The organism is Pseudomonas sp. A (assembly GCF_056270345.1).
In genome coordinates, this window is sequence record NZ_CM149873.1 from 475,691 (window position 1) to 498,906 (window position 23,216).

Sequence of the window (23,216 nt, forward strand, 5' to 3'; positions counted from 1 at the left end):
ATTTTTATAAATATCTTTATTGCATATCTATATCACCGCTTCGTGACGTTCGGAAATTTCCTTCATGACATACGGATCTTTCCGAATAAATCCCCCTCCAAGGGGTTTCAAACTGTGACTTGCACGGCCCATCACATTCAACAAGGAAGACAACGATGAACAGCCCCTGCTTGCCTGCCTCGAATGAACAACTGCTGTGGCTCCTGGCCCTGCGCCGGGCGCTGGCCAGTCAGCGCTGAAGACGCCATCGCGGGGCAAGCCCGCTCCCACGCAGCTTGTTCTCACAAATGTGAGGCACCTGTGGGAGCGGGCTTGCCCCGCGATTAGGGCCGGACCTGCCGCCCCCTCATCAAGCCAGCCCAAACAAAAACGCCGACGCAAAATGCGTCGGCGTTTCTCGTACCAGGCCGCGTATCAGAACGCCGGCAGTACCGCACCGCTGTACTTCTTCTCGATGAACGCCTTCACCTCCGGGCTGGTCAGCGCCTTGGCCAACTTCTGGATAGCCTCGCTGTCCTTGTTGTCCGGGCGGGCGACCAGGAAGTTAACGTAAGGCGAGTCGCTGCCTTCGATCACCAGGGCGTCCTTGGCCGGATTCAGGCCGGCTTCAAGGGCGTAGTTGGTGTTGATCATGTCCAGGTCGACCTGGTCCAGCACACGCGGCAGCATGGCCGATTCCAGCTCGCGGAACTTGAGCTTCTTCGGGTTCTCGGCGATGTCTTTCGGCGTGGCCAGGGCGTTCTTCGGATCCTTCAGGGTGATCAGGCCAGCCTTCTGCAGCAGAAGCAGGGCGCGGCCGCTGTTGCTGCCTTCGTTGGGGATGGCGACGGTGGCGCCGTCCTTCAGCTCGGCCAGGCTCTTGACCTTCTTCGAGTAGCCACCGAACGGCTCGACGTGCACGCCGATCACGGTTTCCAGGTGGGTGCCCTTGCCTTCGTTGAAGTTCTTCAGGTACGGCAGGGTCTGGAAGTAGTTGGCATCCAGGCGCTTCTGGTCGACCTGCACGTTAGGCTGGACGTAGTCGGTGAAGACCTTGATCTGCAGGTCCACGCCTTCCTTGGCCAGGGTCGGCTTGATCAGTTCGAGGATTTCGGCATGCGGCACGGGCGTGGCGGCGACCACCAGTTTCTCGGCGGCATTGGCCAGGCCAGCGAACGACAGGGCGGCGGCCAGGGCGGTGGTCAGCAGGGTCTTTTTCATGGTGATCCTTGTTCTAAAGCTGGGCCATCGCAGATGGCGAGTCGGGTGCCCATCCGTTCGGGTGGGCGTGAACGGACAATACCGAGATTTTTTATTCCGTAACAATATCTTTTGATTAGCTGCTTATTCCAATTATGAATTGGAGATTTGCAGCGCCTATTAGATCGAGCGCCGCCCGCGCGGCGCTCGATCTCAAGAGCACTGCAAGACGGTCGTCTAGGACGCGCTTTTGTCCAGTCGCGCCAGGGCTTCGCCCAACAGCCGCCGCAGTTCACCAAGGGTTTGCGCTTCACCACCACGACGTAACTGTTCCAGCTGTCGCGCCAGGTTGGCCAGAGGGCTCGTATCCGGAAGGTCGAGATGCGCGGGAAGGATCTCCTCACCATCACTGACCAGCAGGGCAAAATGGATGACGTTCTCCAGCTCACGGGTATTGCCCGGCCAGGCATGGGCCTCCAGCGCCTGCTGGGCCGCCTCGCTGATCAAGGGCAGCGGCCGATCCAGGCGCACGCTGTAGATGCCGACGAAGTACTCGGCCAGCGGCAGGATATCGCCGACCCGATCACGCAATGCCGGCAGCTCGAGTTCACCCTCGTGCAGGTAATGGTAGAGCCGCTCGTTGAAGCGCCCGGCGCGCACGGCCTGGGCCAGGTCGATGCTGGACGCGGCCACCAGCCGCACATCGACCGCCTGCGGCTGGGTGGCGCCGACCCGGGTTACCTCGCGGTTCTCCAGGGCCGCCAGCAGCTTGCCCTGGATCGCCAGGGGCAGGTCGGCGATCTCGTCCAGGTATAGCGTGCCGCCGTTGGCCGAGCCGAACCAGCCGGCTCGACTGCTGGCGGTGCCGCCCTGGGTGCCGGCGCTGTAGCCGAACAATTCGGCATCGGCGTAGGTCGGGCTGATGGCCGCGCAGTTGACCGACACGAACAACCCGCCGCGGTCACTGGCGCGGTGGATCTGCCGGGCCAGCAGTTCCTTGCCAGTGCCGGTTTCGCCACGGATCAGCACCGGCAGCGGTTGTGGCGCCAATCGCTCCAGGGCCTGGCGCAGCGACTGGGAACGCGGATCGACGAACACCAGCGCCTTGGCGCGGATGCTCAACGGGCTCTTGTCCAGTTCGGGGAAGGTCAGCAGCGGCTGGCCGAAAGCAGTGTGGAATGTCATGGAATACTCCCGCCCCGGCCGCAGGCGGCCGGGGATTCGATTCGTTCGATGAAAACCGGCGGATCAGGCGCGGCGCAGCGCGCGCTGATCGATACGGGCCTGCAAGCGGTAGAGGTAGGCAAAACCCTGTTCCCAACGCTCGTGGCCCGACTTGACGTTGATATGTCCGGCGTCGGCCAGCAGTCCGGCCTCGGCGCCCCAGGCCTGGGCCAGGTACAGCGCACGCGGCACGCTCACCGCCGGGTCGTTGTCGGAGCTGACCACCTGGCTGGGGAACGGCAAGGCCTGCAGTGGAATCGGCGCGAAGTTGCGCAGGGCCGGTGCGCAGGTCGGCCGTTCGACATCCGCCGGCGCCACCAGCAGCGCACCGCGCACCCGGCGCAGCAGCTCGGGGCTGGCCTGGGCGGCCCAATGGGCGACCGTGATACAGCCCAGACTGTGGGCAATGAGAATCACCGGCGAGCGTTCAGCGGCAATCGCCTGCTCCAGCGCCTGGACCCAGTCGCGCCGCTGCGGGGTCAGCCAGTCATGCTGCTCGACCCGGGCGCTGTTGGGCAGGCTGCGCTGCCAGTGACTCTGCCAATGGTTGTCTGGCGATCCTTGCCAGCCCGGCACAATCAGGTAACGAATCGACTCATTGCGCATGGGGACGCCTCCGGAAGTTTGCGTGCTTGGGTGCAAGTATAGGGAGGGGGTTATATTCGTAAAGGAATAAGAAGCTATTTATTAATAACTATAAATTCAAAGCCACAGTGTTCGAGCCCTGCGCCTCTCCCCTGTAGGAGCGGCCTTGTGCCGCGAAAGGGCTGCGTAGCGGCCCCGCGATCTGTGCATGTCGCCAATACATTGGGGCCGCTTTGCGGCCCTTTCGCGGCACAAGGCCGCTCCTACAGGGGTATGCATGGCTTTCAGCGGGCATAAAAAAAGGGCCATCCCCTGCCAAGGAAAATGGCCCCTAAGCACTTGCCTGAAGAGGGTATCGCCGGTCAGCGGGCGGTGATCACCGCCAGCTTGCTGATCCCGGCCCGCTCGATCGCCGCCATCGCGCGGGCGACCTCGCCGTAGTTCACACCATCGTCGGCCTGCAGCTGCACACGCAGCTCGGCGTCCTTGTCCTTGGCAGCCTTGAGGTTGGTCTCCAGCAAGTCGGCCTGGATCTCGTCCTTGTTGATGAACAGCTTGCCGCTGCCGTCGATGCTCACCACCAGCGGATCCTTCTGCTCCACCGGGGCGACGGCCTCGGTCTTGGGCAGGTTGATCGGGATGGCATTGGTCAGCAATGGCGCGGTGACGATGAACACCACCAACAGCACCAGCATGACGTCCACCAATGGCGTGACGTTGATTTCACTCAACACTTCATCGCTGTCCTGGGTCGAGAAGGCCATGTCAGGAGGCCTCCTTCACAGGCTGGGTGAAGCCGGTGTGCTGGCGCTGCACCGCCGGGTGCACCAGCACGCGGAAGGCACTCTTCTGCGCCAGGCTGTAGAAATCGTGGGCGAAGTCGTCGAGGTCCGCCGCAGTCAGCTTCAGGCGACGGAGGAAGTAGTTGTAGACCAGCACCGCCGGCACCGCGACGGCGATACCCACGCCGGTGGCGACCAGCGCCGCGCCGATCGGGCCGGCCACGGTTTCCAGGCTCGCCGAGCCCGCCGCGCTGATGCCCTTGAGCGCCTCCATGATGCCCCACACGGTGCCGAACAGGCCGATGAACGGCGAGGTGCTGCCGATACTGGCAACCACTGCCAGGCCGGTCTCCAGCGAACGGCGCTCGCGGACGATCTGCTGGCGCAGGGCGCGCTCCAGGCGATCCTGGTGGTTGATGGCCTGGCTGAGGTCACTGGCCTGGCCTGGCTCGCCAACCGCGATCGCCGCAAAACCCGCCTGGGCGACACGGGCAGCCGGGCCGGGCAGATCGTGGGCGGGCTCGGCGGCGGAGTCGAGGCTGGACGCGGCCCAGAACTGCTGGTGGAAGCGCTTGTCCTGGTTCTTCAAGCGCACGAACTGCACGACCTTGACCAGGGCCAGCGCCCAGGTGGCGACGGAGAAGCCGACCAGCAGCCAGATGACCGCGCTTTCAACGGATTCGAGGGGAGATGCCAACAAGCTCATGATGAAGTCCTTCCTGTATGCGGTCGCAAGTTAACGAAGCTTGAAATCGATCGGTACGCTGACCCAGCCCACCTGGGCCACGTCGCCCTGCTTGGCCGGGACGAAGCTCCAGCGCTTCACCGCGGCCAGCGCGGCGGCGTCCAGGGCGTCGCGGCCACTGCTCTTCTGGACCTGGATCTGCCCTGGCTTGCCACTGGGCAGCACTTCCACGCGCAGCAGCACGGTGCCTTCCCAGCCACGGCGCTGGGCCATCTGCGGATACTCCGGCGCCGGATTCTTCAGGTACGCGGCGTTGGCCGAGGCCGGGGTCACTGGCGCAGGCGCGGGTGGCGCAGGTGCCGGCGCCGGGGGTGCTGGCGCGGCAACCGGTGTCGGCGGTGGCGCCTCGACTGGCTTGGGCTGCGGCTTGGCCACGGGCTTGGGCACTGGCTTGGGTTTCGGGACCGGCTTGGGCGCGGGCTTGGCGGCCAGTTCGTCGACCACTGGTGGCGGTGGCGGCGGCTGGACCACAGGGGCCGGTGGCGGCGGTTCGACTACCGGTGGTGCGGGCGCGGCGAACTCGATGGTCATGGGCGGAATCTTCGGCGGGATGACCGGCAGCTCGGGGGTCGGCTGGTGGCTGACCCAGTACGCCGCCGCGCCGTGCAGCACCAGCACCAGCAGGCCCAGCACCAGCTTGTCGCGACGCTTGAGGCCGCTGACCGGCGTGCGTTGCAGGCGCAACTGGCCCAGCGGCAGGCGCAGCGTGCGTCCGAGCTCGACCAGGTCACCCGATGCCGGGCGCCATGGCTGGTCGTAGGCCCTGACGGCCGTCTGGACATTGCCCATTGCTAAAACTCCTGGGGTTCTTGATTCAGGTGTGTGGCTGAATCATCGGTGCCAGGTGCTTAGCTCATAAAGAAATGTTTAAACTTAAAATTAGACCTTAATGGAATAATGATTTTCATGGTCTGTCCATAGCCCGCGTCGTTCGCGGCCTGCCGCAGAACAGCTCAAGAATGATGCCTTATAGGCATTCAAAATATTCGTTCAAGGCATCAATTCACCGCGAGGGCTTCGCCCTCGATCGCGGCACAAGGCCGCTCCTACACAAGAGATCGCGGTGCCCTGTAGGAGCGGCCTTGTGCCGCGATGGGCTGCGCAGCAGCCCCGGCAATCTCGCAGGCAATAAAAAACCCGGGACCATGCCCGGGTTCACCATCACAAGCGCCGGCTCAGATATCCGCCACCTTCTGCCACACCTTCGGCCGGAAGAACAACGTCTCCCCCCGCGCCAGCCCGGTGAGGCTGTCGTGATCCTTGACCACCTCGGCCTCGATCAGCTCGCTCTGCCCTTCCACCTTCAGCGTCACCCGCGTGGTCGCACCCAGCGGACGGATATCACGCACTTCGGCGGCATGATGCCCCTCAGTCTCATGGCGCGACAGCGACACCTCGTGCGGACGGAACAGCACGTGGTGCCCTTCGCTCAGCGCCAGGCGGTTGGAATCGCCAAGGAAGTGATAGACGAAGTCGTTGGCCGGTTTCTCGTACACCTCGCCGGGCGAACCGATCTGCTCGATCACGCCCTTGTTCATCACCACGATGCGGTCGGCGACTTCCATGGCCTCTTCCTGGTCGTGGGTGACGAACACCGAGGTCAGGTTGATGTCCTCGTGCAGCCGCGCCAGCCAACGGCGCAGCTCCTTGCGCACCTTGGCATCCAGCGCCCCGAACGGCTCGTCGAGCAGCAGTACCTTGGGCTCCACCGCCAGGGCACGGGCCAGGGCGATACGCTGGCGCTGGCCACCGGACAGCTGCTCGGGGTAGCGGTCGGACAACCAGTCGAGCTGGACCATGTTCAACAGTTCATGGACCTTCTCGGCGATCTTGCTCTCGCTCGGGCGCTCGCCCTTGGGCTTCATGCGCAGGCCGAAGGCGACGTTGTCGAACACGCTCATGTGGCGGAACAACGCGTAGTGCTGGAACACGAAACCGACGTTGCGATCGCGCACATCATGGCCGGACACGTCCTCGCCGTGGAACACGATGCTGCCGTTGTCCGGGGTCTCGAGGCCGGCGATGATGCGCAAAAGGGTGGTCTTGCCGCAGCCGGACGGGCCGAGCAGAGCCACCAGCTCGCCGCTGTGGATATCCAGGTTGATATTGTCCAGGGCCTGGAAGCTGTTGAAGCGCTTGCTGACGTTACGAACTTCGATCGACATGAATCATTCCTCCGCGGCGCTGTGGCGCAGGCGGTTAATACGGTTCTCGCTCCACTGCTTGAGCAGCAGGATGAAGAGCGCCAGGATCAGCAGCAGGCTGGCCACGCTGAAGGCCGCGACGTGGTTGTACTCGTTGTAGAGGATCTCCACGTGCAGCGGCAAGGTGTTGGTGACGCCGCGGATATGGCCCGACACCACCGACACCGCGCCGAACTCGCCCATGGCCCGGGCGGTGCACAGCACCACGCCGTAGATCAGGCCCCATTTGATGTTCGGCAGGGTGACGTGCCAGAACATCTGCCAGCCGTTGGCGCCGAGCAGGCGCGCGGCCTCCTCTTCTTGCGTGCCCTGCTCCTGCATCAGCGGGATCAGTTCACGAGCGACAAACGGCACGGTGACGAAGATGGTCGCCAGGACGATGCCCGGCAGGGCGAAGACGATCTGGATATCGTGATCCTGCAGCCACGGCCCGAACAGGCCTTGCGCGCCGAACATCAGCACGTAGACCAGGCCGGCGATCACCGGTGACACCGAGAACGGCAGGTCGATCAGGGTTACCAGCACGCTCTTGCCGCGGAACGTGTACTTGCTCACGCACCAGGCGGCGGACACGCCGAACACCAGGTTCAGCGGCACCGAGATGGCCACGGCCAGCAGGGTCAGCTTCAATGCCGACAACGCGTCGGCCTCGAAGATCGCCTCGAAGAAGGTGCCGAAGCCGTTCTTCAGCGCCTGTGACACCACGATCACCAGCGGCAGCGCCAGGAACAGCGCGAAGACGATCCAGGCCAGGGTGATCAGCACCCGGCGCGAGGTGGCGCTGCTGCGTCGGGCGGCGTTGGCGGCGGCGGTTGCGTTCATGGGTTGACTAGACATTGCCGGCCTCCTTCAAGGGGTTTCGATGCGCCGCTGCAGCAGGTTGATCAGCAGCAGCAGGATGAAGGAAACCACCAGCATCAGCACGCCGATGGCGGTGGCGCCGGTGTAGTCGTACTGGTCGAGCTTGACCATGATCAGCAGCGGCAGGATCTCGGTCTTCATCGGCATGTTGCCGGCGATGAAGATCACCGAACCGTACTCGCCCACGCCCCGGGCGAAGGCCAGGGCGAAACCGGTCAGCCAGGCTGGCAGCAAAGCCGGCGCCAGCACATGACGGAACACCTGCAAGGGCTTCGCACCCAGGCAGGCGGCGGCCTCTTCCACTTCACGTGGGATGTCGGCCAGCACCGGCTGCACCGTACGCACCACGAACGGCAGGGTGACGAAGGTCAGCGCCAGGGTGATGCCCAGGGGGGTGTAGGCGATTTTGAAGCCAAGGTCGGTGGCGAACTGGCCGACCCAGCCCGCCGGAGCGTACAGGGCGGTCAGGGCGATGCCGGCGACGGCAGTGGGCAAGGCGAACGGCAGGTCGATCATCGCATCGATGATCTTGCGCCCGGGGAAGGTATAGCGCACCAGCACCCAGGCCAGCAGGGTGCCGATCACACCGTTGATGATGGCGGCGAACAGGGCGGTGCCGAAACTCAGTTTCAGCGCGGCGATGACCCGTGGCGCGCTGACGATATTCCAGAACTGCTCCCAGGTGAGCTGCGAGGCATGGATGAACATGGCCGCCAGCGGTATCAGCACGATCAGGCTGAGGTACACCAAGGTGTAACCCAGCGTCAGCCCGAAGCCGGGTATGACGGGGGAAATGCGACGTGACATAAAGGTCCCTGGTTGAACGCACGAAGCCCGGAAAGGCTCCCGGGCTGGTGCTAGCTTCTGAATCCCGGGGCTGCTGCGCAGCCCTTTCGCGGCGCAAGGCCGCTCCTACAACGGCACGCGATCTCCTGTAGGAGCGGCCTTGCGCCGCGAAAGGGCCGCATAGCGGCCCCGCTTTTCCCTGGCGTTTACTGCGCCTGATAGATCTGGTCGAACACCCCACCATCATTGAAGAACTTCGGCTGTGCAGTCTTCCAGCCCCCGAAGTCCTTGTCGATGGTCACCAGGTCCAGTTTCGGGAACTGCTTGCCGAATTCGGCGGCGACCTTGGCGTCACGCGGACGGTAGAAGTTTTCTGCGGCGATCTTCTGGCCAGCCGGGCTGTACAGGTGCTTGAGGTATTCCTCGGCGATCTTTTCGTTGCCCTTCTTCTCGGCGTTCTTGTCGACCACCGCCACTGGTGGCTCGGCCAGGATCGACAGCGAAGGCACGACGATCTCGAACTTGTCGGCGCCGCCGTCCTCCTTCAGCGCCAGGAAGGCCTCGTTCTCCCAGGCCAGCAACACATCGCCCTGGCCGTTGTTGACGAAGGTGATGGTCGAGCCACGGGCACCGGTATCGAGCACCGGCACGTGCTTGAACAGCTCCTGCACGTAGGCCTTGGCCTTGTCTTCATTGCCGCCGGCCTTGAGGCCATAGGCCCAGGCGGCGAGGAAGTTCCAGCGGGCGCCGCCGGAGGTTTTCGGGTTGGGGGTGATGACCGAGACGTCCTTCTTGATCAGGTCGCCCCAGTCCTTGATGCCTTTCGGGTTGCCCTTGCGCACCAGGAACACGATGGTCGAGGTATAGGGGGTGCTGGCGTCCGGCAGGCGCTTCTGCCAGTCCTCCGGCAGGGTCTTGCCGAGCTTGGCGATCTCGTCGATGTCGCCGGCCAGGGCCAGGGTCACCACATCGGCGCGCAGGCCGTCGATCACCGCGCGCCCCTGCTTGCCCGAACCACCGTGGGACTGCTGGATCTTCACCTTGTCGCCCGGGTGAGCGGCTTGCCAGTGCTTGATGAACTCGGCGTTGTACTGCTGGTACAGCTCGCGGGTCGGGTCATAGGACACGTTCAGCAGTTCGTAGTCCTTGGCGATCGCGGAACCGGCAAAAACGGCACTGGCCAGGGCGGCAAGCGCATAACGGCGGATGGACATGGTGAAGCTCCCGATTGACATTTTTCTAGTTTTTGAAGTGATGCGGTGTCAGCCGGACTTGTTGCCGGGCTGCTGCAGGCGGAACTTCTCCTTGCGTTCGATCTGCACCACCTGGGCGTTGTGCACGGTGATCTCCACCGCGCCGAAGCGCAGGTCGCGCAGCGCGCTCTGGATTTCACGCAGAATGGTGGCTTCGTCCTGACCGTCGATGCTGCGCAGAGATGCACTCATGCTCGTTCTCCTGTGAGTAAGGGTGCCGGGCAGAGGTTTGAAGGGGATTAGCGCCTGGCTTGAAGGCAATAGTAGTGAGGCGCGGATATTCTTAAAAATACTGTTTAAGAATGTTTATATAACCGGATTTCCAATGACGTGCAGGTTGCCTGTGGGAGCGGGTTTACCCGCGAATGCGGCGGTGGCCGCACCATCGCATTCGCGGGTAAACCCGCTCCCACAGGGCCTCATTGGGTTTTCGCAGAATGCTCCTGCGGCTCGCGGATCTTGTACCAGGCCACATACAGCGCCGGCAGGAACAGCAGCGTCAGCAGCGTTGCACTGATGATGCCGCCAATCATGGCGTAGGCCATCGGCCCCCAGAACACTTCCCGGGCGATCGGGATCATGCCCAGGCTCGCCGCCGCCGCCGTCAGCAGGATCGGCCGACGGCGGTGATTGGTCGCCTCCACCACCGCATCCCAGGGCGAATAGCCCTGCTCCTCGAACTCGTCGATCTGGGTCACCAGGATCACCGAGTTGCGGATGATGATACCGGCCAGGGCAAGAATCCCGAGGATCGCCACAAAGCCCATCGGCGTGCCCGTGGGCACCAATGCCAGCACCACGCCGATCAACCCCAGGGGCGCGACGCTGACCACCAGGAACAGCTTCTGCACGCTGTGCAGCTGGATCATCAGGAAGGTCGCCATCAGGAACAGCATCAGCGGGATCACGGCGGCGATCGGCCCCTGGGCCTTGGCGCTCTCTTCCACCGTACCACCGGTGGCCACGTCGTAGCCCACCGGCAGCTTGCCGGCGAAGTCATCGATGCCGGGCTTGAGTTCGGCCACCAGGTCGGTGGGCTGGATGTCACCGACCACCGAGGCCTTGATGGTGATGGTCGGCTTGCGGTCGCGGCGCCACACCAGCGGCTGCTCCTGCTCGTAGCGCACGGTGGCGAAGGCCAGCAGCGGGATCGAGGCGCCGCTGGGCGTGACGATCTGCAGGTTCTGCAAGGTATCCGGCGAGCCGCGTTCGCTGTCCTCGGCGCGGGCCACCACGTTGACCAGGTAGATGTTGTCGTTGACCTGGGTGACCGGCACGCCGCTGACGATGCTGTTCATCACATTGGCCACGTCCTCGGACGACAGGCCCAGCTGGCGCGCCTTGTCCTGGGCGATCTCGATGCGCAGCACCTTGCCGGGCTCGTTCCAGTCGTAGATCATCTCGCCGATGTGTTCGTTGCTGTCGAGCAGGGTCGCCAGCTCGATGGCATGCCGGCGCACCTGGTCGATATCCTTGCCGCTGACCCGGTACTGGATCGGTCGACCCACCGGTGGACCCATCTCCAGCGACTGGACGTTGGTACCGATACCGACGAACTCCTCGTGCAGCAGCTTCTGCAGGCGCTGCATCATGCCCTCGCGCTCCTCGAAGCCCTTGCTGACGATCACCAGCTGGGCGTAGTACGGGTTCTGCAACTGCTGGTCGAGGGGCAGGTAGAAGCGAATCGCGCCCTGGCCGATGTAGGTACTCCAGCGCACCAGGTCCGGGTCGTCCTTGATCCTCGCCTCCAGGCGGTCGACGACCTTGCGCGTTTCCTCGATCGAGGCGTTCTGCGGCAGGTTCAGGTCGACCAGGATCTCCGGCCGGTCCGACGACGGGAAGAACTGGTTCTGCACGAAACGCATGCTGAAGATCGACAGGGCGAACAGCAGCACCGTGCCGATGATGGTCAGCCAGCGGTGGCGCATGCACCACAGCAACCCGCCCTCGAATGCCCGGCCGACACGCCCGGGCTCGGCCTCGTGCGCCTTGAGCTTGCTGCTGCTGAGAATGTGCACACCCAGCACCGGTGCGAAGAACACCGCCACCACCCAGGACACCAGCAAGGCCACGGCGATCACCGCGAACAGGGTGTAGGTGTACTCGCCCGCGGAGCTGGCATTAAGACCGATCGGCACGAAGCCGGCCACCGTCACCAGGGTGCCGGTGAGCATGGGGAACGCCGTGGAGGTGTAGGCGAAGGTGGCCGCCTGCTCCTTGGTCTCGCCCATCTCCAGGCGCGTGACCATCACCTCGACGGTGATCATCGCGTCATCCACCAGCAGGCCCAGGGCGATGATCAGCGCACCAAGCGAGATCCGCTGCATGGTGATGTCGCTGTATTCCATGAACACGAAGACCATGGCCAGCACCAGCGGGATCGAGCAGGCCACCACCAGCCCCGCGCGGATGCCGAGGCTGACGAAGCTCACCGCCAGGACGATCACCACGGCTTCGAACAACGCGCTGGTGAAGCCGCCGACCGCCTGCTTGACCACCACCGCCTGGTCGGACACGTTGTGCACGCCAACGCCCACCGGCAGGTCGCGGACGACGCGGTCCATCCGCGCCTTCAGGGCCGCGCCGAACACCTCGATGTTGGCGCCGGCCTTCATGCCGATCGCCAGGCCGATGGCGGTCTGGCCGTTGAAGCGGAACATCGGCGACGGCGGATCGACATAGCCGCGCTCGATATCGGCGATGTCGGCCAGGCGGAAGAAGCGGTCGTTGATGCGCAGGTTCACCGTCTGCAGGTCCTTCTCCGAGGCGAACTGCCCGGTGGTGCGCACCGAGATGCGCTCGGGCCCGGCCTCGATCACCCCGGCCGGGGTCACCGCGTTCTGCTGCTGCAGGGCCTGCATGGCCTGGCCCTGGTCGATGCCCAGCGCGGCCAGCTTGCGGGTGGAGAAATTCAGGTACAGCACTTCGTCCTGGGTACCGATCAGCTCGACCTTGCCGATATTGGGCACTTCGCGCACTTCGGCCCGCGCCACCTCGACATAGTCGCGCAGCTGGCGCAGGGTGAGGCCGTCGGCGGTGAAGGCGTAGATCGAACCGAACACGTCACCGAACTCATCGTTGAAGGCGGGCCCCTGGATGCCTGCGGGGAACTGTCCGCGGATGTCCTGGATCTTCTTGCGCACCTGGTACCAGATCTCGGGGATGTCCTTGGCCTTGGTGGTGTCGCGCAGGTAGACGTAGACCGTGGATTCGCCCGGGCGGGTATAGCTTTTCACGTAGTCGAGCGAATCGAGCTCTTCGAGCTTCTTCTCGATGCGGTCGGTGACCTGATACAGGGTCTCGTCCTGGGTGGCGCCGGGCCAGCGGGTCTGGATGACCATGGTCTTGATGGTAAAGGACGGGTCTTCCTCACGGCCGAGGTTGAAGTAGGAGAAGATCCCCATCAGCAGGCCGACGAACATCAGGTACCAGACGAAGGACTGGTGCTTCAGCGCCCACTCCGAGAGGTTGAAGCTTCCTTTCATTGCGCGTCCTCGTCGAAGGTGACCTTCTGGCCGGGCTTGAGGCTGTTCACTCCAGCGGTCACCACGCGCTCGCCGGGCTGCACGCCGGAGGCCAGGACGATGCTGTCGGCGGTACGCTCGATCAACGCGACGTCACGGGTGGCCACGGTTTTCTGCTGCGGATCGACCACCCACACCTGGGTCTTGCCGTCACGTTCGAGCAGCGCGGTCAGCGGCAACTCGCTGCGCGGGCTCACCGCCGAGGTCAGGGTGACGCTGACCGCGGTGCCCAGGTGGAAGGCATCGGGCGTGCTGGTCAGGGTCAAGCGGGCGCGACGGGTACGGGTGGTGGCGTCGGCCTGTGGCTCGAGCTCGCGCAGCGTGGCGGTGGTATTGATGGCTGGGTCGAGCTGCGAGGCGACGGTGAAGGTGAGGTCCTTGTTCAACTGTTCGGCGAGCGGAATCGGCAGGTCGATCACCGCCTCCTTGACGTCCGGACGGGCCAGGGTGACCACGGCCTGACCGGCGCTGACGGTCTGCCCCGCCTCGGCCTGCCAGGCGGTGACCACCGCCGCATGATCACTGCGCAGGGTGCTGTAGCCGAGCTGGTCGCGGGCCTGGCTGACCGCCGAGCGTGCCTGCTCCAACGCGGCGCCGGTGGTCTTCAGGTCGGTCTGGGCGATGTCCAGCTGGGCCTGGGCGCCGACTCCACGGTCGTACAGCTGCTGCTGGCGGCGGGCATTGGCCTGGGCGTTGATCCATTGCGCCTGGACCTTGGCCAGGTCGCCTTCGGCGGCGCGCAGCTGGTTTTGCTGGTCGGTAGGGTCGAGGGTGGCCAGGGTGTCGCCAGGGCTTACCCGGGCGCCGACATCCAGCCAGCGTCGGGCAATGCGTCCGGACACCCGGAACCCCAGGGTGCTTTCGTAGCGGGCCTGGATGGCGCCGGCAAAGCGGCCCAGCTGCGACTGTACCTGCGGCTCGACCAGCGTCGACAGCACCGGGCGTATCGCCTCAGGCGGCGCCTCATCGCCCCCGCAGGCAGCCAGCATCAGGCTGGCGGACACTATCAGCAACTGGCGGTTCATGGCGCGGCCCCTCCGTCCTTGGCGCTGACCTTCTCGACCTGCATGCCCGGGTGCAGCAACTGCCCACCGCCCACCACCACGGTCTCGCCGCCCTTGATACCGTCGGCGATCACCACCTTGCCGGTGAGGTAGCGCGCCACCTGGACCTTGCGCAATTCGACCTTGTCGCCCTCACCCACCACCCACACCGCCGGTTCCTTCAGCGCCTTGGTCAAGGCCGCCCACGGCAGTTCGATGCTGGGCCGGCCCTGGGTGTTGCCGGTGGCCGTGACCGGCGAACCCAGCTGCATCCCGGCCGGCACGTTGCGCAGCGCGACCTTGACCTGCACCGTGCCGCTCTCGGCGGACACCGTCGGGGTGATCTCGCGGACCCGGCCCTCGGCCTTGATCGTCGGGTTGTCCAGCAGGCTGACGACGACGCCCTCATCACTGGGGGACTTCACCAGCAGCGATTCGTAGACATTGAACACCGCGTCACGGTCGCCATCGACCGCCAGGCTGAAGATCGGCATGGTCGCCTGTACCACCTGGCCGACCTCGGCCTGGCGCGCGGTGATCACCCCGTCGGCTTCGGACACCAGCGCCGTGTAGCTCAACTGCTCATTGGCGTTGGCCAACTGCGCCTGAGCGGCCTTCAGCGCGCTCTGGCTGCTGCGCAGCGCGGCTTCGGCGGAATCGTACTCGCTCTGGCTGGTGTAGCCCTTGGGCAGGAGCTTCTGCTGGCGCACGAATGCGGCGCTGGTCTGGGTGACCCGCGCCTGCTCGGCGAACACCTCGGCCTTGGCCGAGTCGACGTTGTTCTGCAGGTCCTTGGGGTCCAGGCGCGCCAGCACCTGGTTGGCCTTGACGTGGTCGCCGACATCGACGCCGCGGGCGATGATCTTGCCGCCCACGCGGAACGAAAGGTCGGTCTGCACCCGCGCCTGCACGTCACCGGTCAAGGTGACCCGGGCGGCAAAGTCGGTGGGCTGCACCTGTTGCACCGCGACCCTGGGCAATACCGGGGCAGCTTCTTCCTTGCCACAGCCCGAAAGCATGAACAGCAGCCCCAGGCAAACGACCGACGATGGACGTGTCAACGTCATTCGGGCTCCTTGCTTGCACGCAGATGATTCGTGGGATGCGACTGTTAGCGTAGATCAGGGATTGGAAAAGGGTACTGGGCTGGAATTTGTGGTGGCTGGAAGGGCCCTTTCGCGGGTGAACCCGCTCCCACAGGTATCGAGTGCACCTTGGCCCCTGTGGGAGCGGGTTTACCCGCGAAAGGGCCATCAAAGCCAGCACCACTTCTTGCCATATCCAGAAACCATCCGCAGCCAAGGCTCTTCATTCCGACCGCTACCGTTCAGAAGAGATGTATTTTCAAGGAATGACTCGAATGCCTGTCGCCCAATCCCATCTGCTGCGTCGCGGCCGCTTCTCCGAGCCTGGAAGGCTCTACCTGCTGACCACTATCACCCACCAACGCAAACCGTTGTTCGGCGATTTCCATAACGCGCGCCTGCTCATTCAGCAATTGCGACGGTCCGATCAGGAACAGGCATGCCGATCACTGGCCTGGGTCGTGATGCCGGATCATCTGCATTGGTTGATCGAGTTGAAGTCGGTAACGCTCGGAACACTGATGCGCAGGTTCAAGTCGCGCTCCAGCCTTGAACTGCACAAGGCTGGTGTCAGGCATCATCCGATCTGGCAGACCGGATATCAGGACCATGCATTGCGCCGGGAAGAGAATGTGGTCCATGTCGCCAGGTACATCGTTGCCAATCCGTTGCGGGCAGGACTGGTCAGCAGTATCAGGGACTATCCGCATTGGGACGCGGTCTGGCTTTGATTCGGCGGGGGAGCATTCGCGGGTAAACCCGCTCCCACAGGGATCGCGCCAGATTCTAAAAATTGAGCAAGACAGTTGCTCCCACAGGCGTGGCGCGTGGCTTGAGGGCTGCACGGTCGCTGTGGGAGCGGCTTCAGCCGCGAACACCGGCATAGCCGGTGCCAGGTACCGCGTCGCCTGCTTCGCGGCGGTGCGGCGGTCCGATAAACCCGCTCCCACAGGGATCGCGCCAGATTCTAAAAATTGAGCAAGACAGTTGCTCCCACAGGGACCGTGAAGCACACAGATCCTGTGGGAGCGGGCTTGCCCGCGAAGGGCTCAGGCCTGCGCGGTAGCCTGGGCCGGGCGACGAACCTGCGGCTGCGAGACGTTCGCCGCGGCGCCCTCTTCGATGGCCTGCTGGATCGCCCGGCGGCGACGCTCTTCGGCCTGGCGGCTGAAGTACCAGACCAGGAAGGTCACCAACGACACCGACAGCAGGATCAGGCTGGCCACGGCGTTGATCTCCGGCTTCACGCCCAGGCGCACGGCCGAGAACACTTCCATCGGCAGGGTGGTCGAGCCCGGGCCGGAGACGAAGCTGGCCAGCACCAGGTCATCAAGCGACAGGGCGAACGACATCATGCCACCCGCCGCCAGCGATGGCGCGATCATCGGGATGGTGATCAGGAAGAACACCTTCCACGGCTTGGCGCCCAGGTCCATGGCCGCCTCCTCGATGGACAGGTCCAGCTCGCGCAGGCGCGCCGACACCACCACCGCCACATAGGCGGCGCAGAACGTGGTGTGGGCGATCCAGATGGTGACGATGCCCCGTTCCTGCGGCCAGCCGATCATCTGTGCCATGGCCACGAACAGCAGCAGCAGCGACAGACCGGTGATCACCTCGGGCATCACCAGCGGCGCGGTGACCAGGCCACCGAACAGGGTGCGGCCCTTGAAGCGGGTGACCCGGGTCAGCACGAAAGCCGCCAGGGTACCCAGCGCCACGGCGGCGACCGCCGTATAGCAGGCGATCTCCAACGAGCGCATCACCGACCCCATCAGCTGGGTGTTGTCGAGCAGGCCGACGTACCACTTCACCGACCAGCCGCCCCACACCGTCACCAGCTTCGAGGCGTTGAACGAGTAGATCACCAGGATCAGCATCGGCAGGTAGATGAACAGCAAGCCGAGCACCAGCATCAGCTTGGAGAAACTGAAGCGTTTCATGCGCGGCCCTCCATCTCTTTGGCCTGGCTACGGTTGAACAGCAGGATCGGCACGATCAGGATCGCCAGCATCACCACCGCCAGGGCGGACGCCACCGGCCAGTCGCGGTTGTTGAAGAACTCCTGCCACAGCACTTTACCGATCATCAGGGTTTCCGGGCCGCCCAGCAGTTCAGGGATGACGAACTCGCCCACCACCGGGATGAACACCAGCATGCAGCCGGCGATGATGCCGTTCTTCGACAGCGGCACGGTGATCTTCCAGAAGCTGTTGAAGGTGCTCGAACCCAGGTCCGATGCGGCCTCGAGCAGGCTCTCGTCGTGTTTCACCAGGTTGGCGTACAGCGGCAGGATCATGAACGGCAGGTACGAATAGACCACGCCGATATACACCGCCAGGTTGGTGTTGAGGATCTGCAGCGGCTGGTCGATCAGGCCCAGCCACAGCAGGAAGCTGTTGAGCAGCCCGTTGTTGCTGAGGATGCCCATCCAGGCATAGACGCGGATCAGGATCGCGGTCCAGGTCGGCATCATGATCAGCAGCAGCAGGACGGTCTGCGACTCCTTCCTGGCCTTGGAGATGGCGTAGGCCATCGGGTAGCCAATCAGCAGGCACAGCAAAGTGCTGAAGAAGGCCACCTTCAACGAGCCGAGGTAGGCCGCGATGTACAGCTCGTCCTCGGTCAGCAGGCCGTAGTTGGCCAGGTTCAGCACCAGCTGCACCTTGCCTTCGAGATAGGTATAGATCTCGGTGTACGGCGGAATCGCCACGTCGGCTTCGGCGAAGCTGATCTTCAGGACGATGAAGAACGGCAGCATGAAGAACAGGAACAGCCAGATGAACGGCACACCGATCACCAGGTGCCGCCCCTCGGGAACAAGGCGCTGGAACGCTCGCTTGAGCTTGCGAAGTTTCATGACCGCAGTACCACGCCGCTGTCGTCTTCCCACCACACGTAGACTTCGTCATCCCAGGTCGGGCGGGTGCCCTGGCGCTCGGCGTTGGCAACGAACGACTGGACGATCTTGCCGCCGGGCAGCTCGACGTAGAACACCGAGTGACCGCCGAGGTAGGCGATGTCGTGGACCTTGCCGCGCGACCAGTTGTGTTCGCAGGTCGGCTGCTCGGTGGTGACCAGCAGCTTCTCCGGACGCAGGGCGTAGGTGATGTGCTTGTCCTCGACCGAGGTGGTGACGCCATGGCCGACGTAGATCTTGCGCTCCAGCTCCGGGCTGGCGATGACCGCATGGCCTTCGGCGTCGTCGACCACTTCGCCTTCGAACAGGTTGACGTTGCCGATGAACTCGCAGACCAGGCGGCTGGTCGGGGTTTCATAGATATCAATCGGGCTGCCAATCTGGGCGATCCAGCCCAGGTGCATGATGGCGATGCGCTGGGCCATGGTCATGGCCTCTTCCTGGTCGTGGGTCACCATCACGCAGGTCACGCCCACGCGCTCGATGATCTCCACCAGTTCCAGCTGCATCTGCGAGCGCAGCTTCTTGTCCAGCGCGCCCATGGGCTCGTCGAGCAGCAGCAATTTCGGACGCTTGGCCAGCGAACGGGCCAGGGCCACGCGCTGGCGCTGGCCACCGGACAGCTGGTGCGGCTTGCGCTTGGCGTACTGGGTCATGTGCACCAGCTTGAGCATCTCGGCCACGCGGGCGTCGATCTCGGCCTTGGGCATCTTGTCCTGCTGCAGGCCGAAGGCGATGTTCTGCGCCACGGTCATGTGCGGGAACAGCGCGTAGGACTGGAACATCATGTTGATCGGCCGCTCGTAGGGCGGCATGTCGGTGATGTCGACGCCATCGAGGAAGATCCGCCCTTCGGTCGGACGCTCGAAGCCGGCCAGCATGCGCAGCAAGGTCGATTTGCCGGACCCGGAGCCGCCCAGCAGGGCGAAGATCTCACCCTTGCGGATTTCCAGGGACACATCGTCCACGGCTACCGTTTCGTCGAATTTTTTCGTGACCCGGTCGATCTTGACCAGCACCTGCTTGGGTTGCTGGCCACCCTCGAGGGCTTTCTTATAGGCACCGGAGGCAACTGCCATGAGTGAAACTCCCAACAAGATTTATGTGCCCGCCACTGCGCTGGCGGGCCTGGATTGTTACTTGCCCGACTTGACCTTGGTCCAGCTGCGGGTCATCAAACGTTGCACCTTGGGTGGCAACTCGGCGTTGACGAACATCTTGTCCAGCACTTCCTGCGGTGGGTAAACCGCGGCGTCAGTCCTCACGGCCTGGTCCATCAGGTCGCCAGCCTTGGGGTTCGGGTTGGCGTAACCGACGTAATCACTGACCTGGGCGATCACCTCAGGTTTCAGCAAATAGTTGATGAAGGCGTGGGCCTCCTTGACGTTGCGGGCGTCCTTGGGAATCGCCAGCACATCGAACCAGAGGTTGCCGCCTTCCTTGGGAATGGCGTAGGCCAGTTTCACGCCCTTTTTCGCCTCTTCGGCGCGGGCTTTGGCCTGGAACACGTCGCCGGAGAAACCGGCGGCCACGCAGATATCGCCGTTGGCGAGATCGGAGATGTACTTCGAGGAGTGGAAGTAGGTCACGTACGGGCGCACGGCCAGCAGTTTCTCTTCCGCCTTCTGGTAGTCCTTGGGGTTGCTGCTGTTCGGGTCCAGGCCCATGTAGTTGAGCACCGCCGGAAGCATCTCGTCGGCCGAGTCGAGGAAGGCCACGCCGCATTTGCTGAGCTTCTTCATGTTCTCGGGCTCGAACAGCACCGCCCAGGAGTCGATCTTGTCGGTGCCCAGTACCGCCTTGACCTTCTCGACGTTGTAGCCGATGCCATTGGTGCCCCACAGGTAGGGGACGGCGTACAGGTTGCCCGGATCGTTCTTTTCCAGGCGCTTCATCAGCGCCGGGTCGAGGTTCGCGTAGTTGGGCAGCAGGTTGCGGTCGAGCTTCTGGAACGCGCCCGCCTTGATCTGCTTGCCGAGGAAATGGTTGGACGGCACGACCACGTCATAGCCGGTACGTCCGGCCAGCAGCTTGCCTTCCAGCGTCTCGTTGCTGTCGAAGACGTCGTATTTCGGGGTGATGCCGGTTTCCTTCTGGAACTCGGCGAGGGTATTCGGGCCGACGTAGTCGGACCAGTTGTAGATGTGCACCGTGGGCGCCGCTTGGACGCTGCAAGCCAGCGTCAGACCCGCTCCAGCCATCAAGGCCTTGCGAAAAACAGAAATAGACAAGTGGGTGGTCCTCACAATCAGTGCCTCAAGTGGCGGAAAAACTCGGCCGCACACGCAAAACCGGCGCGCAACTTACCTTCACGGCGTGGATGCCGCAAACTTATTTGCCGTTACCTGCCTCTGGGCCGGGAAACCCCGGCCCAGAGGGCCTTGCATCGGGCTTACTTGCCCGACTTGATCTTGGTCCAGCTGCGGGTGATCAGGCGCAGGGTGCCTGCATCCTGGTCAGAGATCGCATACAGCTGCTTCTTCACTTCAGCCGACGGGTAAATGGCCGGGTCGCTGGTGATGTCCTTGTCCACCAGCGGCGTGGCCGCCTTGTTACCGTTGGGGAAGCGCACAGCATTGGTGATCTCGGCCATGACTTCCGGCTGCAGCAGGAAGTTCATCCATTGATAGGCGGCGTCGACGTTCTCGGCATCTTTCGGAATCGCAACCATGTCGTAGAAGGTACCGGCACCTTCTTTCGGAATGGTGTAGGCCAGCTTGACCTTGTCACCGGCCTCATGAGCACGGGCCTTGGATTGCTCCAGATCGCCCGAGTAGCCGACGGCTACGCAAATATTGCCGTTGGCCAGGTCGGAAATGTACTTGGACGAGTGGAAGTAGGTAATCGAAGGACGGATCTTCAGGAACAGATCTTCAGCGGCTTTCAGATCAGCCTTGTCCTTGCTGGCGGTCGGTTTGCCCAGGTAGTGCAGGGCGGCCGGAATCATTTCGGTCGGCGCATCCAGGAAGCTCACGCCGCAGCTCTTGAGCTTGGCGATGTTCTCGGGCTTGAACACGACGTCCCACGAGTCGATCTTGTCCACGCCCAACGCGGCCTTGACCTTCTCCGGGTTGTAGCCAATACCGATGGAGCCCCACATGTACGGGAAGGCGTGCTTGTTGCCTGGGTCGCTGGCGTCGCCGACGGCCTTGAGCAAGTCTTCGTCAAGGTTCTTCCAGTTCGGCAGTTTGCTCTTGTCCAGTTCCTGATATACGCCGGCCTTGATCTGCTTGGCCAGGAAGTTGTTGGACGGCACGACGATGTCGTAACCCGACTTGCCCGCCAGCAGCTTGGCTTCCAGGGTCTCGTTGCTGTCAAAGACGTCGTAGACCACCTTGATACCGGTCTGCTTCTCAAACTTGGCCACGGTTTCTGGTGCGATGTAGTCCGACCAGTTGTAGACGTGCAGCACCTTGTCCTCAGCCTGAACAGCGGTGGCCATGGCACCCATCAGGGCGGCGGCCAGCAGCGTCTTGCCCAATTTCTTCATGCGTAATGCTCCAGAATTTATTATCAAGCCATCTGTTCAGCAGCCAGGTACCACGGGACGCGCGTTGGGCGACTAAACAGCCGTTAGTCTGGCAAGTTACAAGGCGCTGTTTCAACAGAAGCAGGGCCTTGCAACGACATTAATGTCACCTCGCCAGCCTAGCAGACTGTCATTTCACCGCTTCGTAGGTCAGATCCAGGCACTTGCGCGCCTTTTCCACCAGTTCGTCGATCTCTTCGCGACTGATCACCAGCGGCGGCGCGATGATCATGGTGTCGCCCACCGCGCGCATCACCAGGCCGTTCTCGAAGCAGTGGGTGCGGCAGATCATGCCGACGCCCTTGCCCTCGTAGCGGCTGCGGGTGGCCTTGTCCTTGACCAGCTCGATCGCGCCGAGCAGGCCCAGGCCGCGTACCTCGCCCACCAGCGGGTGGTCCTGCAGCTCACGCAGTCGTTTTTGCAAATACGGTGCCGTTTCGGTGCGGGCACGCTCGACAATCTTCTCGTCACGCAGGATGCGCAGGTTTTCCAGGCCCACCGCCGCCGCCACCGGGTGGCCGGAGTAGGTGAAGCCGTGGTTGAAATCGCCGCCTTCGCTGATCACCTTGGCCACTTTGTCACGCACGATCACACCGCCCATGGGGATGTAACCGGAAGTCAGGCCCTTGGCGATGGTCATCAGGTCGGGCGCAAGGTCGTAGTAGTCGGAGCCGAACCACTCGCCGGTGCGACCAAAACCGCAGATCACTTCGTCGGCGACGAACAGGATGTCGTACTTGGCGAGGATCTCCTTGACCTTCGGCCAGTAGGTGTCCGGCGGAATGATCACCCCACCCGCGCCCTGGATCGGCTCGGCGATGAACGCGGCGACGTTGTCCTCGCCGACTTCGAGAATTTTCTTCTCCAGCTGTTCGGCCGCCCACACGCCGAACTCGTCCGGGGTCATGTCGCCACCCTCGCCGAACCAGTACGGCTGCGGGATATGCACGATGCCCGGGATCGGCAGGCCGCCCTGCTCGTGCATGCCGCTCATGCCGCCCAGGCACGCACCTGCGAAGGTGGAGCCGTGGTAGCCGTTGATGCGGCCGATGATGGTCTGCTTGTGCGGTTTACCCTTGAGCGCCCAGTAGTGGCGAACCATGCGCAGCACGGTGTCGTTGCCCTCGGAACCGGAACCGGTGAAGAACACATGGGTCATGCCCTCGGGCGCCACGTCGGTGATCGCCTTGGCCAGCTCCAGCGCCGGCGGGTGGGCGGTCTGGAAGAACAGGTTGTAGTACGGCAGTTCGCGCATCTGCTTTTCTGCCGCCTGTACCAGCTCTTCGCGGCCATAGCCGACCGCCACGCACCACAGGCCGGCCATGCCGTCGAGGATCTTGTGCCCCTCGCTGTCCCACAAATGCACGCCCTGCGCCTTGGTGATGATGCGCGGCCCCTTCTCCTTCAGCTGCTTGTAGTCACTGAAGGGTGCAAGGTGGTGCTCGCCGCTCAGGGTTTGCCATTCACGGGTTTGCGGGTTGTTGACGCTCATGTGC

General features: G+C 63.6%; 21 protein-coding genes. 1 reads left to right on the forward strand and 20 read right to left on the reverse strand.

Features of this window, described 5'->3' with window-relative positions:
• Positions 1 to 414: 414 nt before the first annotated feature.
• The 14 genes from AC0MAZ_RS02190 to AC0MAZ_RS02255 all read right to left on the reverse strand — a co-directional run bounded on the left by AC0MAZ_RS02190 (position 415) and on the right by AC0MAZ_RS02255 (position 15,253).
• Positions 415 to 1,200 carry a MetQ/NlpA family ABC transporter substrate-binding protein gene (locus tag AC0MAZ_RS02190; RefSeq protein ID WP_050707418.1) on the reverse strand — a complete coding sequence of 262 codons (786 nt, stop codon included), beginning with the start codon at positions 1,198 to 1,200 and terminating at the stop codon, positions 415 to 417.
• Positions 1,201 to 1,416: 216 nt separating this feature from the next.
• On the reverse strand, positions 1,417 to 2,364 hold the full coding sequence (locus AC0MAZ_RS02195; RefSeq protein WP_475860029.1) for a sigma 54-interacting transcriptional regulator: 948 nt from the start codon (positions 2,362 to 2,364) through the stop codon (positions 1,417 to 1,419).
• A 63-nt stretch (positions 2,365 to 2,427) separates the two neighbouring features.
• Positions 2,428 to 3,009, reverse strand: coding sequence for an alpha/beta hydrolase (locus AC0MAZ_RS02200; protein WP_234560615.1), 582 nt, complete (start codon positions 3,007 to 3,009; stop codon positions 2,428 to 2,430).
• Between the two features lie 341 nt (positions 3,010 to 3,350).
• Positions 3,351 to 3,752 carry an ExbD/TolR family protein gene (locus tag AC0MAZ_RS02205; protein ID WP_232854997.1) on the reverse strand — a complete coding sequence of 134 codons (402 nt, stop codon included), beginning with the start codon at positions 3,750 to 3,752 and terminating at the stop codon, positions 3,351 to 3,353.
• Position 3,753: 1 nt separating this feature from the next.
• Positions 3,754 to 4,476, reverse strand: coding sequence for a MotA/TolQ/ExbB proton channel family protein (locus AC0MAZ_RS02210; protein ID WP_028688527.1), 723 nt, complete (start codon positions 4,474 to 4,476; stop codon positions 3,754 to 3,756).
• Between the two features lie 30 nt (positions 4,477 to 4,506).
• Positions 4,507 to 5,304 carry an energy transducer TonB gene (locus AC0MAZ_RS02215; protein ID WP_234560614.1) on the reverse strand — a complete coding sequence of 266 codons (798 nt, stop codon included), beginning with the start codon at positions 5,302 to 5,304 and terminating at the stop codon, positions 4,507 to 4,509.
• A gap of 386 nt (positions 5,305 to 5,690) precedes the next feature.
• A complete protein-coding gene (locus AC0MAZ_RS02220) occupies positions 5,691 to 6,680 on the reverse strand; it encodes a sulfate/molybdate ABC transporter ATP-binding protein (protein ID WP_011536261.1) in 990 nt (329 codons plus the stop codon).
• Between the two features lie 3 nt (positions 6,681 to 6,683).
• Complete coding sequence (gene cysW, locus AC0MAZ_RS02225) at positions 6,684 to 7,541, reverse strand: sulfate ABC transporter permease subunit CysW (RefSeq protein WP_442964118.1); 858 nt, start codon at positions 7,539 to 7,541, stop codon at positions 6,684 to 6,686.
• 27 nt (positions 7,542 to 7,568) lie between these two features.
• Positions 7,569 to 8,387 (reverse strand): sulfate ABC transporter permease subunit CysT, encoded by an 819-nt coding sequence (gene cysT, locus AC0MAZ_RS02230; protein ID WP_110734244.1) that lies wholly within the window; start codon positions 8,385 to 8,387, stop codon positions 7,569 to 7,571.
• A 185-nt stretch (positions 8,388 to 8,572) separates the two neighbouring features.
• Positions 8,573 to 9,580, reverse strand: a complete 1,008-nt coding sequence (locus AC0MAZ_RS02235) for a sulfate ABC transporter substrate-binding protein (protein WP_186732399.1) — start codon at positions 9,578 to 9,580, stop codon at positions 8,573 to 8,575.
• A 48-nt stretch (positions 9,581 to 9,628) separates the two neighbouring features.
• A complete protein-coding gene (gene oscA, locus AC0MAZ_RS02240; protein ID WP_016489716.1) occupies positions 9,629 to 9,811 on the reverse strand; it encodes a sulfur starvation response protein OscA in 183 nt (60 codons plus the stop codon).
• Between the two features lie 227 nt (positions 9,812 to 10,038).
• Positions 10,039 to 13,104, reverse strand: coding sequence for an efflux RND transporter permease subunit (locus AC0MAZ_RS02245; RefSeq protein ID WP_475860032.1), 3,066 nt, complete (start codon positions 13,102 to 13,104; stop codon positions 10,039 to 10,041).
• Positions 13,101 to 14,168, reverse strand: coding sequence for an efflux RND transporter periplasmic adaptor subunit (locus AC0MAZ_RS02250; protein WP_232854993.1), 1,068 nt, complete (start codon positions 14,166 to 14,168; stop codon positions 13,101 to 13,103). Before AC0MAZ_RS02250 ends, AC0MAZ_RS02245 begins: the two co-directional genes overlap by 4 nt.
• Positions 14,165 to 15,253, reverse strand: a complete 1,089-nt coding sequence (locus tag AC0MAZ_RS02255; protein ID WP_475860034.1) for an efflux RND transporter periplasmic adaptor subunit — start codon at positions 15,251 to 15,253, stop codon at positions 14,165 to 14,167. Before AC0MAZ_RS02255 ends, AC0MAZ_RS02250 begins: the two co-directional genes overlap by 4 nt.
• A gap of 293 nt (positions 15,254 to 15,546) precedes the next feature.
• On the opposite strand from AC0MAZ_RS02255, the gene AC0MAZ_RS02260 reads away from it, so the two are divergent.
• Positions 15,547 to 16,002, forward strand: coding sequence for an REP-associated tyrosine transposase (locus AC0MAZ_RS02260; RefSeq protein ID WP_475860036.1), 456 nt, complete (start codon positions 15,547 to 15,549; stop codon positions 16,000 to 16,002).
• A 318-nt stretch (positions 16,003 to 16,320) separates the two neighbouring features.
• Here AC0MAZ_RS02260 and AC0MAZ_RS02265 read toward each other — a convergent pair whose 3' ends face one another.
• From AC0MAZ_RS02265 to AC0MAZ_RS02290, 6 genes are all read right to left on the reverse strand, one after another.
• Positions 16,321 to 17,214 carry an ABC transporter permease subunit gene (locus AC0MAZ_RS02265; protein ID WP_028688537.1) on the reverse strand — a complete coding sequence of 298 codons (894 nt, stop codon included), beginning with the start codon at positions 17,212 to 17,214 and terminating at the stop codon, positions 16,321 to 16,323.
• Complete coding sequence (locus AC0MAZ_RS02270) at positions 17,211 to 18,131, reverse strand: ABC transporter permease subunit (RefSeq protein ID WP_203649591.1); 921 nt, start codon at positions 18,129 to 18,131, stop codon at positions 17,211 to 17,213. Before AC0MAZ_RS02270 ends, AC0MAZ_RS02265 begins: the two co-directional genes overlap by 4 nt.
• Positions 18,128 to 19,270 (reverse strand): polyamine ABC transporter ATP-binding protein, encoded by a 1,143-nt coding sequence (gene potA / locus AC0MAZ_RS02275; protein ID WP_110734228.1) that lies wholly within the window; start codon positions 19,268 to 19,270, stop codon positions 18,128 to 18,130. The genes AC0MAZ_RS02270 and potA overlap by 4 nt, the downstream gene beginning before the upstream one ends.
• A 57-nt stretch (positions 19,271 to 19,327) precedes the next feature.
• Positions 19,328 to 20,422, reverse strand: coding sequence for a polyamine ABC transporter substrate-binding protein (locus AC0MAZ_RS02280; protein ID WP_234560607.1), 1,095 nt, complete (start codon positions 20,420 to 20,422; stop codon positions 19,328 to 19,330).
• Between the two features lie 161 nt (positions 20,423 to 20,583).
• Positions 20,584 to 21,681: a polyamine ABC transporter substrate-binding protein gene (locus AC0MAZ_RS02285; RefSeq protein ID WP_475860038.1), complete on the reverse strand. Its 1,098-nt coding sequence runs from the start codon at positions 21,679 to 21,681 to the stop codon at positions 20,584 to 20,586.
• Positions 21,682 to 21,850: 169 nt separating this feature from the next.
• The gene (locus tag AC0MAZ_RS02290) at positions 21,851 to 23,212 is read right to left on the reverse strand and encodes an aspartate aminotransferase family protein (protein ID WP_203649584.1); all 1,362 of its coding nucleotides are present in this window, start codon (positions 23,210 to 23,212) and stop codon (positions 21,851 to 21,853) included.
• Positions 23,213 to 23,216 lie beyond the last annotated feature (4 nt).

What these genes read in the sequence shown, in the direction of transcription:
- AC0MAZ_RS02205 (WP_232854997.1), bottom strand. Translation starts at nt 3,752, where the DNA reads ATGGCCTTCTCGACCCAGGACAGCGATGAAGTGTTGAGTGAAATCAAC.
- AC0MAZ_RS02195 (WP_475860029.1), bottom strand. Translation starts at nt 2,364, where the DNA reads ATGACATTCCACACTGCTTTCGGCCAGCCGCTGCTGACCTTCCCCGAA.
- AC0MAZ_RS02190 (WP_050707418.1), bottom strand. Translation starts at nt 1,200, where the DNA reads ATGAAAAAGACCCTGCTGACCACCGCCCTGGCCGCCGCCCTGTCGTTC.
- AC0MAZ_RS02270 (WP_203649591.1), bottom strand. Translation starts at nt 18,131, where the DNA reads ATGAAACTTCGCAAGCTCAAGCGAGCGTTCCAGCGCCTTGTTCCCGAG.
- potA (WP_110734228.1), bottom strand. Translation starts at nt 19,270, where the DNA reads ATGGCAGTTGCCTCCGGTGCCTATAAGAAAGCCCTCGAGGGTGGCCAG.
- cysT (WP_110734244.1), bottom strand. Translation starts at nt 8,387, where the DNA reads ATGTCACGTCGCATTTCCCCCGTCATACCCGGCTTCGGGCTGACGCTG.
- cysW (WP_442964118.1), bottom strand. Translation starts at nt 7,541, where the DNA reads ATGAACGCAACCGCCGCCGCCAACGCCGCCCGACGCAGCAGCGCCACC.
- AC0MAZ_RS02245 (WP_475860032.1), bottom strand. Translation starts at nt 13,104, where the DNA reads ATGAAAGGAAGCTTCAACCTCTCGGAGTGGGCGCTGAAGCACCAGTCC.
- AC0MAZ_RS02265 (WP_028688537.1), bottom strand. Translation starts at nt 17,214, where the DNA reads ATGAAACGCTTCAGTTTCTCCAAGCTGATGCTGGTGCTCGGCTTGCTG.
- AC0MAZ_RS02215 (WP_234560614.1), bottom strand. Translation starts at nt 5,304, where the DNA reads ATGGGCAATGTCCAGACGGCCGTCAGGGCCTACGACCAGCCATGGCGC.
- AC0MAZ_RS02210 (WP_028688527.1), bottom strand. Translation starts at nt 4,476, where the DNA reads ATGAGCTTGTTGGCATCTCCCCTCGAATCCGTTGAAAGCGCGGTCATC.
- AC0MAZ_RS02200 (WP_234560615.1), bottom strand. Translation starts at nt 3,009, where the DNA reads ATGCGCAATGAGTCGATTCGTTACCTGATTGTGCCGGGCTGGCAAGGA.
- AC0MAZ_RS02255 (WP_475860034.1), bottom strand. Translation starts at nt 15,253, where the DNA reads ATGACGTTGACACGTCCATCGTCGGTCGTTTGCCTGGGGCTGCTGTTC.
- AC0MAZ_RS02260 (WP_475860036.1), top strand. Translation starts at nt 15,547, where the DNA reads ATGCCTGTCGCCCAATCCCATCTGCTGCGTCGCGGCCGCTTCTCCGAG.
- oscA (WP_016489716.1), bottom strand. Translation starts at nt 9,811, where the DNA reads ATGAGTGCATCTCTGCGCAGCATCGACGGTCAGGACGAAGCCACCATT.
- AC0MAZ_RS02220 (WP_011536261.1), bottom strand. Translation starts at nt 6,680, where the DNA reads ATGTCGATCGAAGTTCGTAACGTCAGCAAGCGCTTCAACAGCTTCCAG.
- AC0MAZ_RS02285 (WP_475860038.1), bottom strand. Translation starts at nt 21,681, where the DNA reads ATGAAGAAATTGGGCAAGACGCTGCTGGCCGCCGCCCTGATGGGTGCC.
- AC0MAZ_RS02290 (WP_203649584.1), bottom strand. Translation starts at nt 23,212, where the DNA reads ATGAGCGTCAACAACCCGCAAACCCGTGAATGGCAAACCCTGAGCGGC.
- AC0MAZ_RS02250 (WP_232854993.1), bottom strand. Translation starts at nt 14,168, where the DNA reads ATGAACCGCCAGTTGCTGATAGTGTCCGCCAGCCTGATGCTGGCTGCC.
- AC0MAZ_RS02235 (WP_186732399.1), bottom strand. Translation starts at nt 9,580, where the DNA reads ATGTCCATCCGCCGTTATGCGCTTGCCGCCCTGGCCAGTGCCGTTTTT.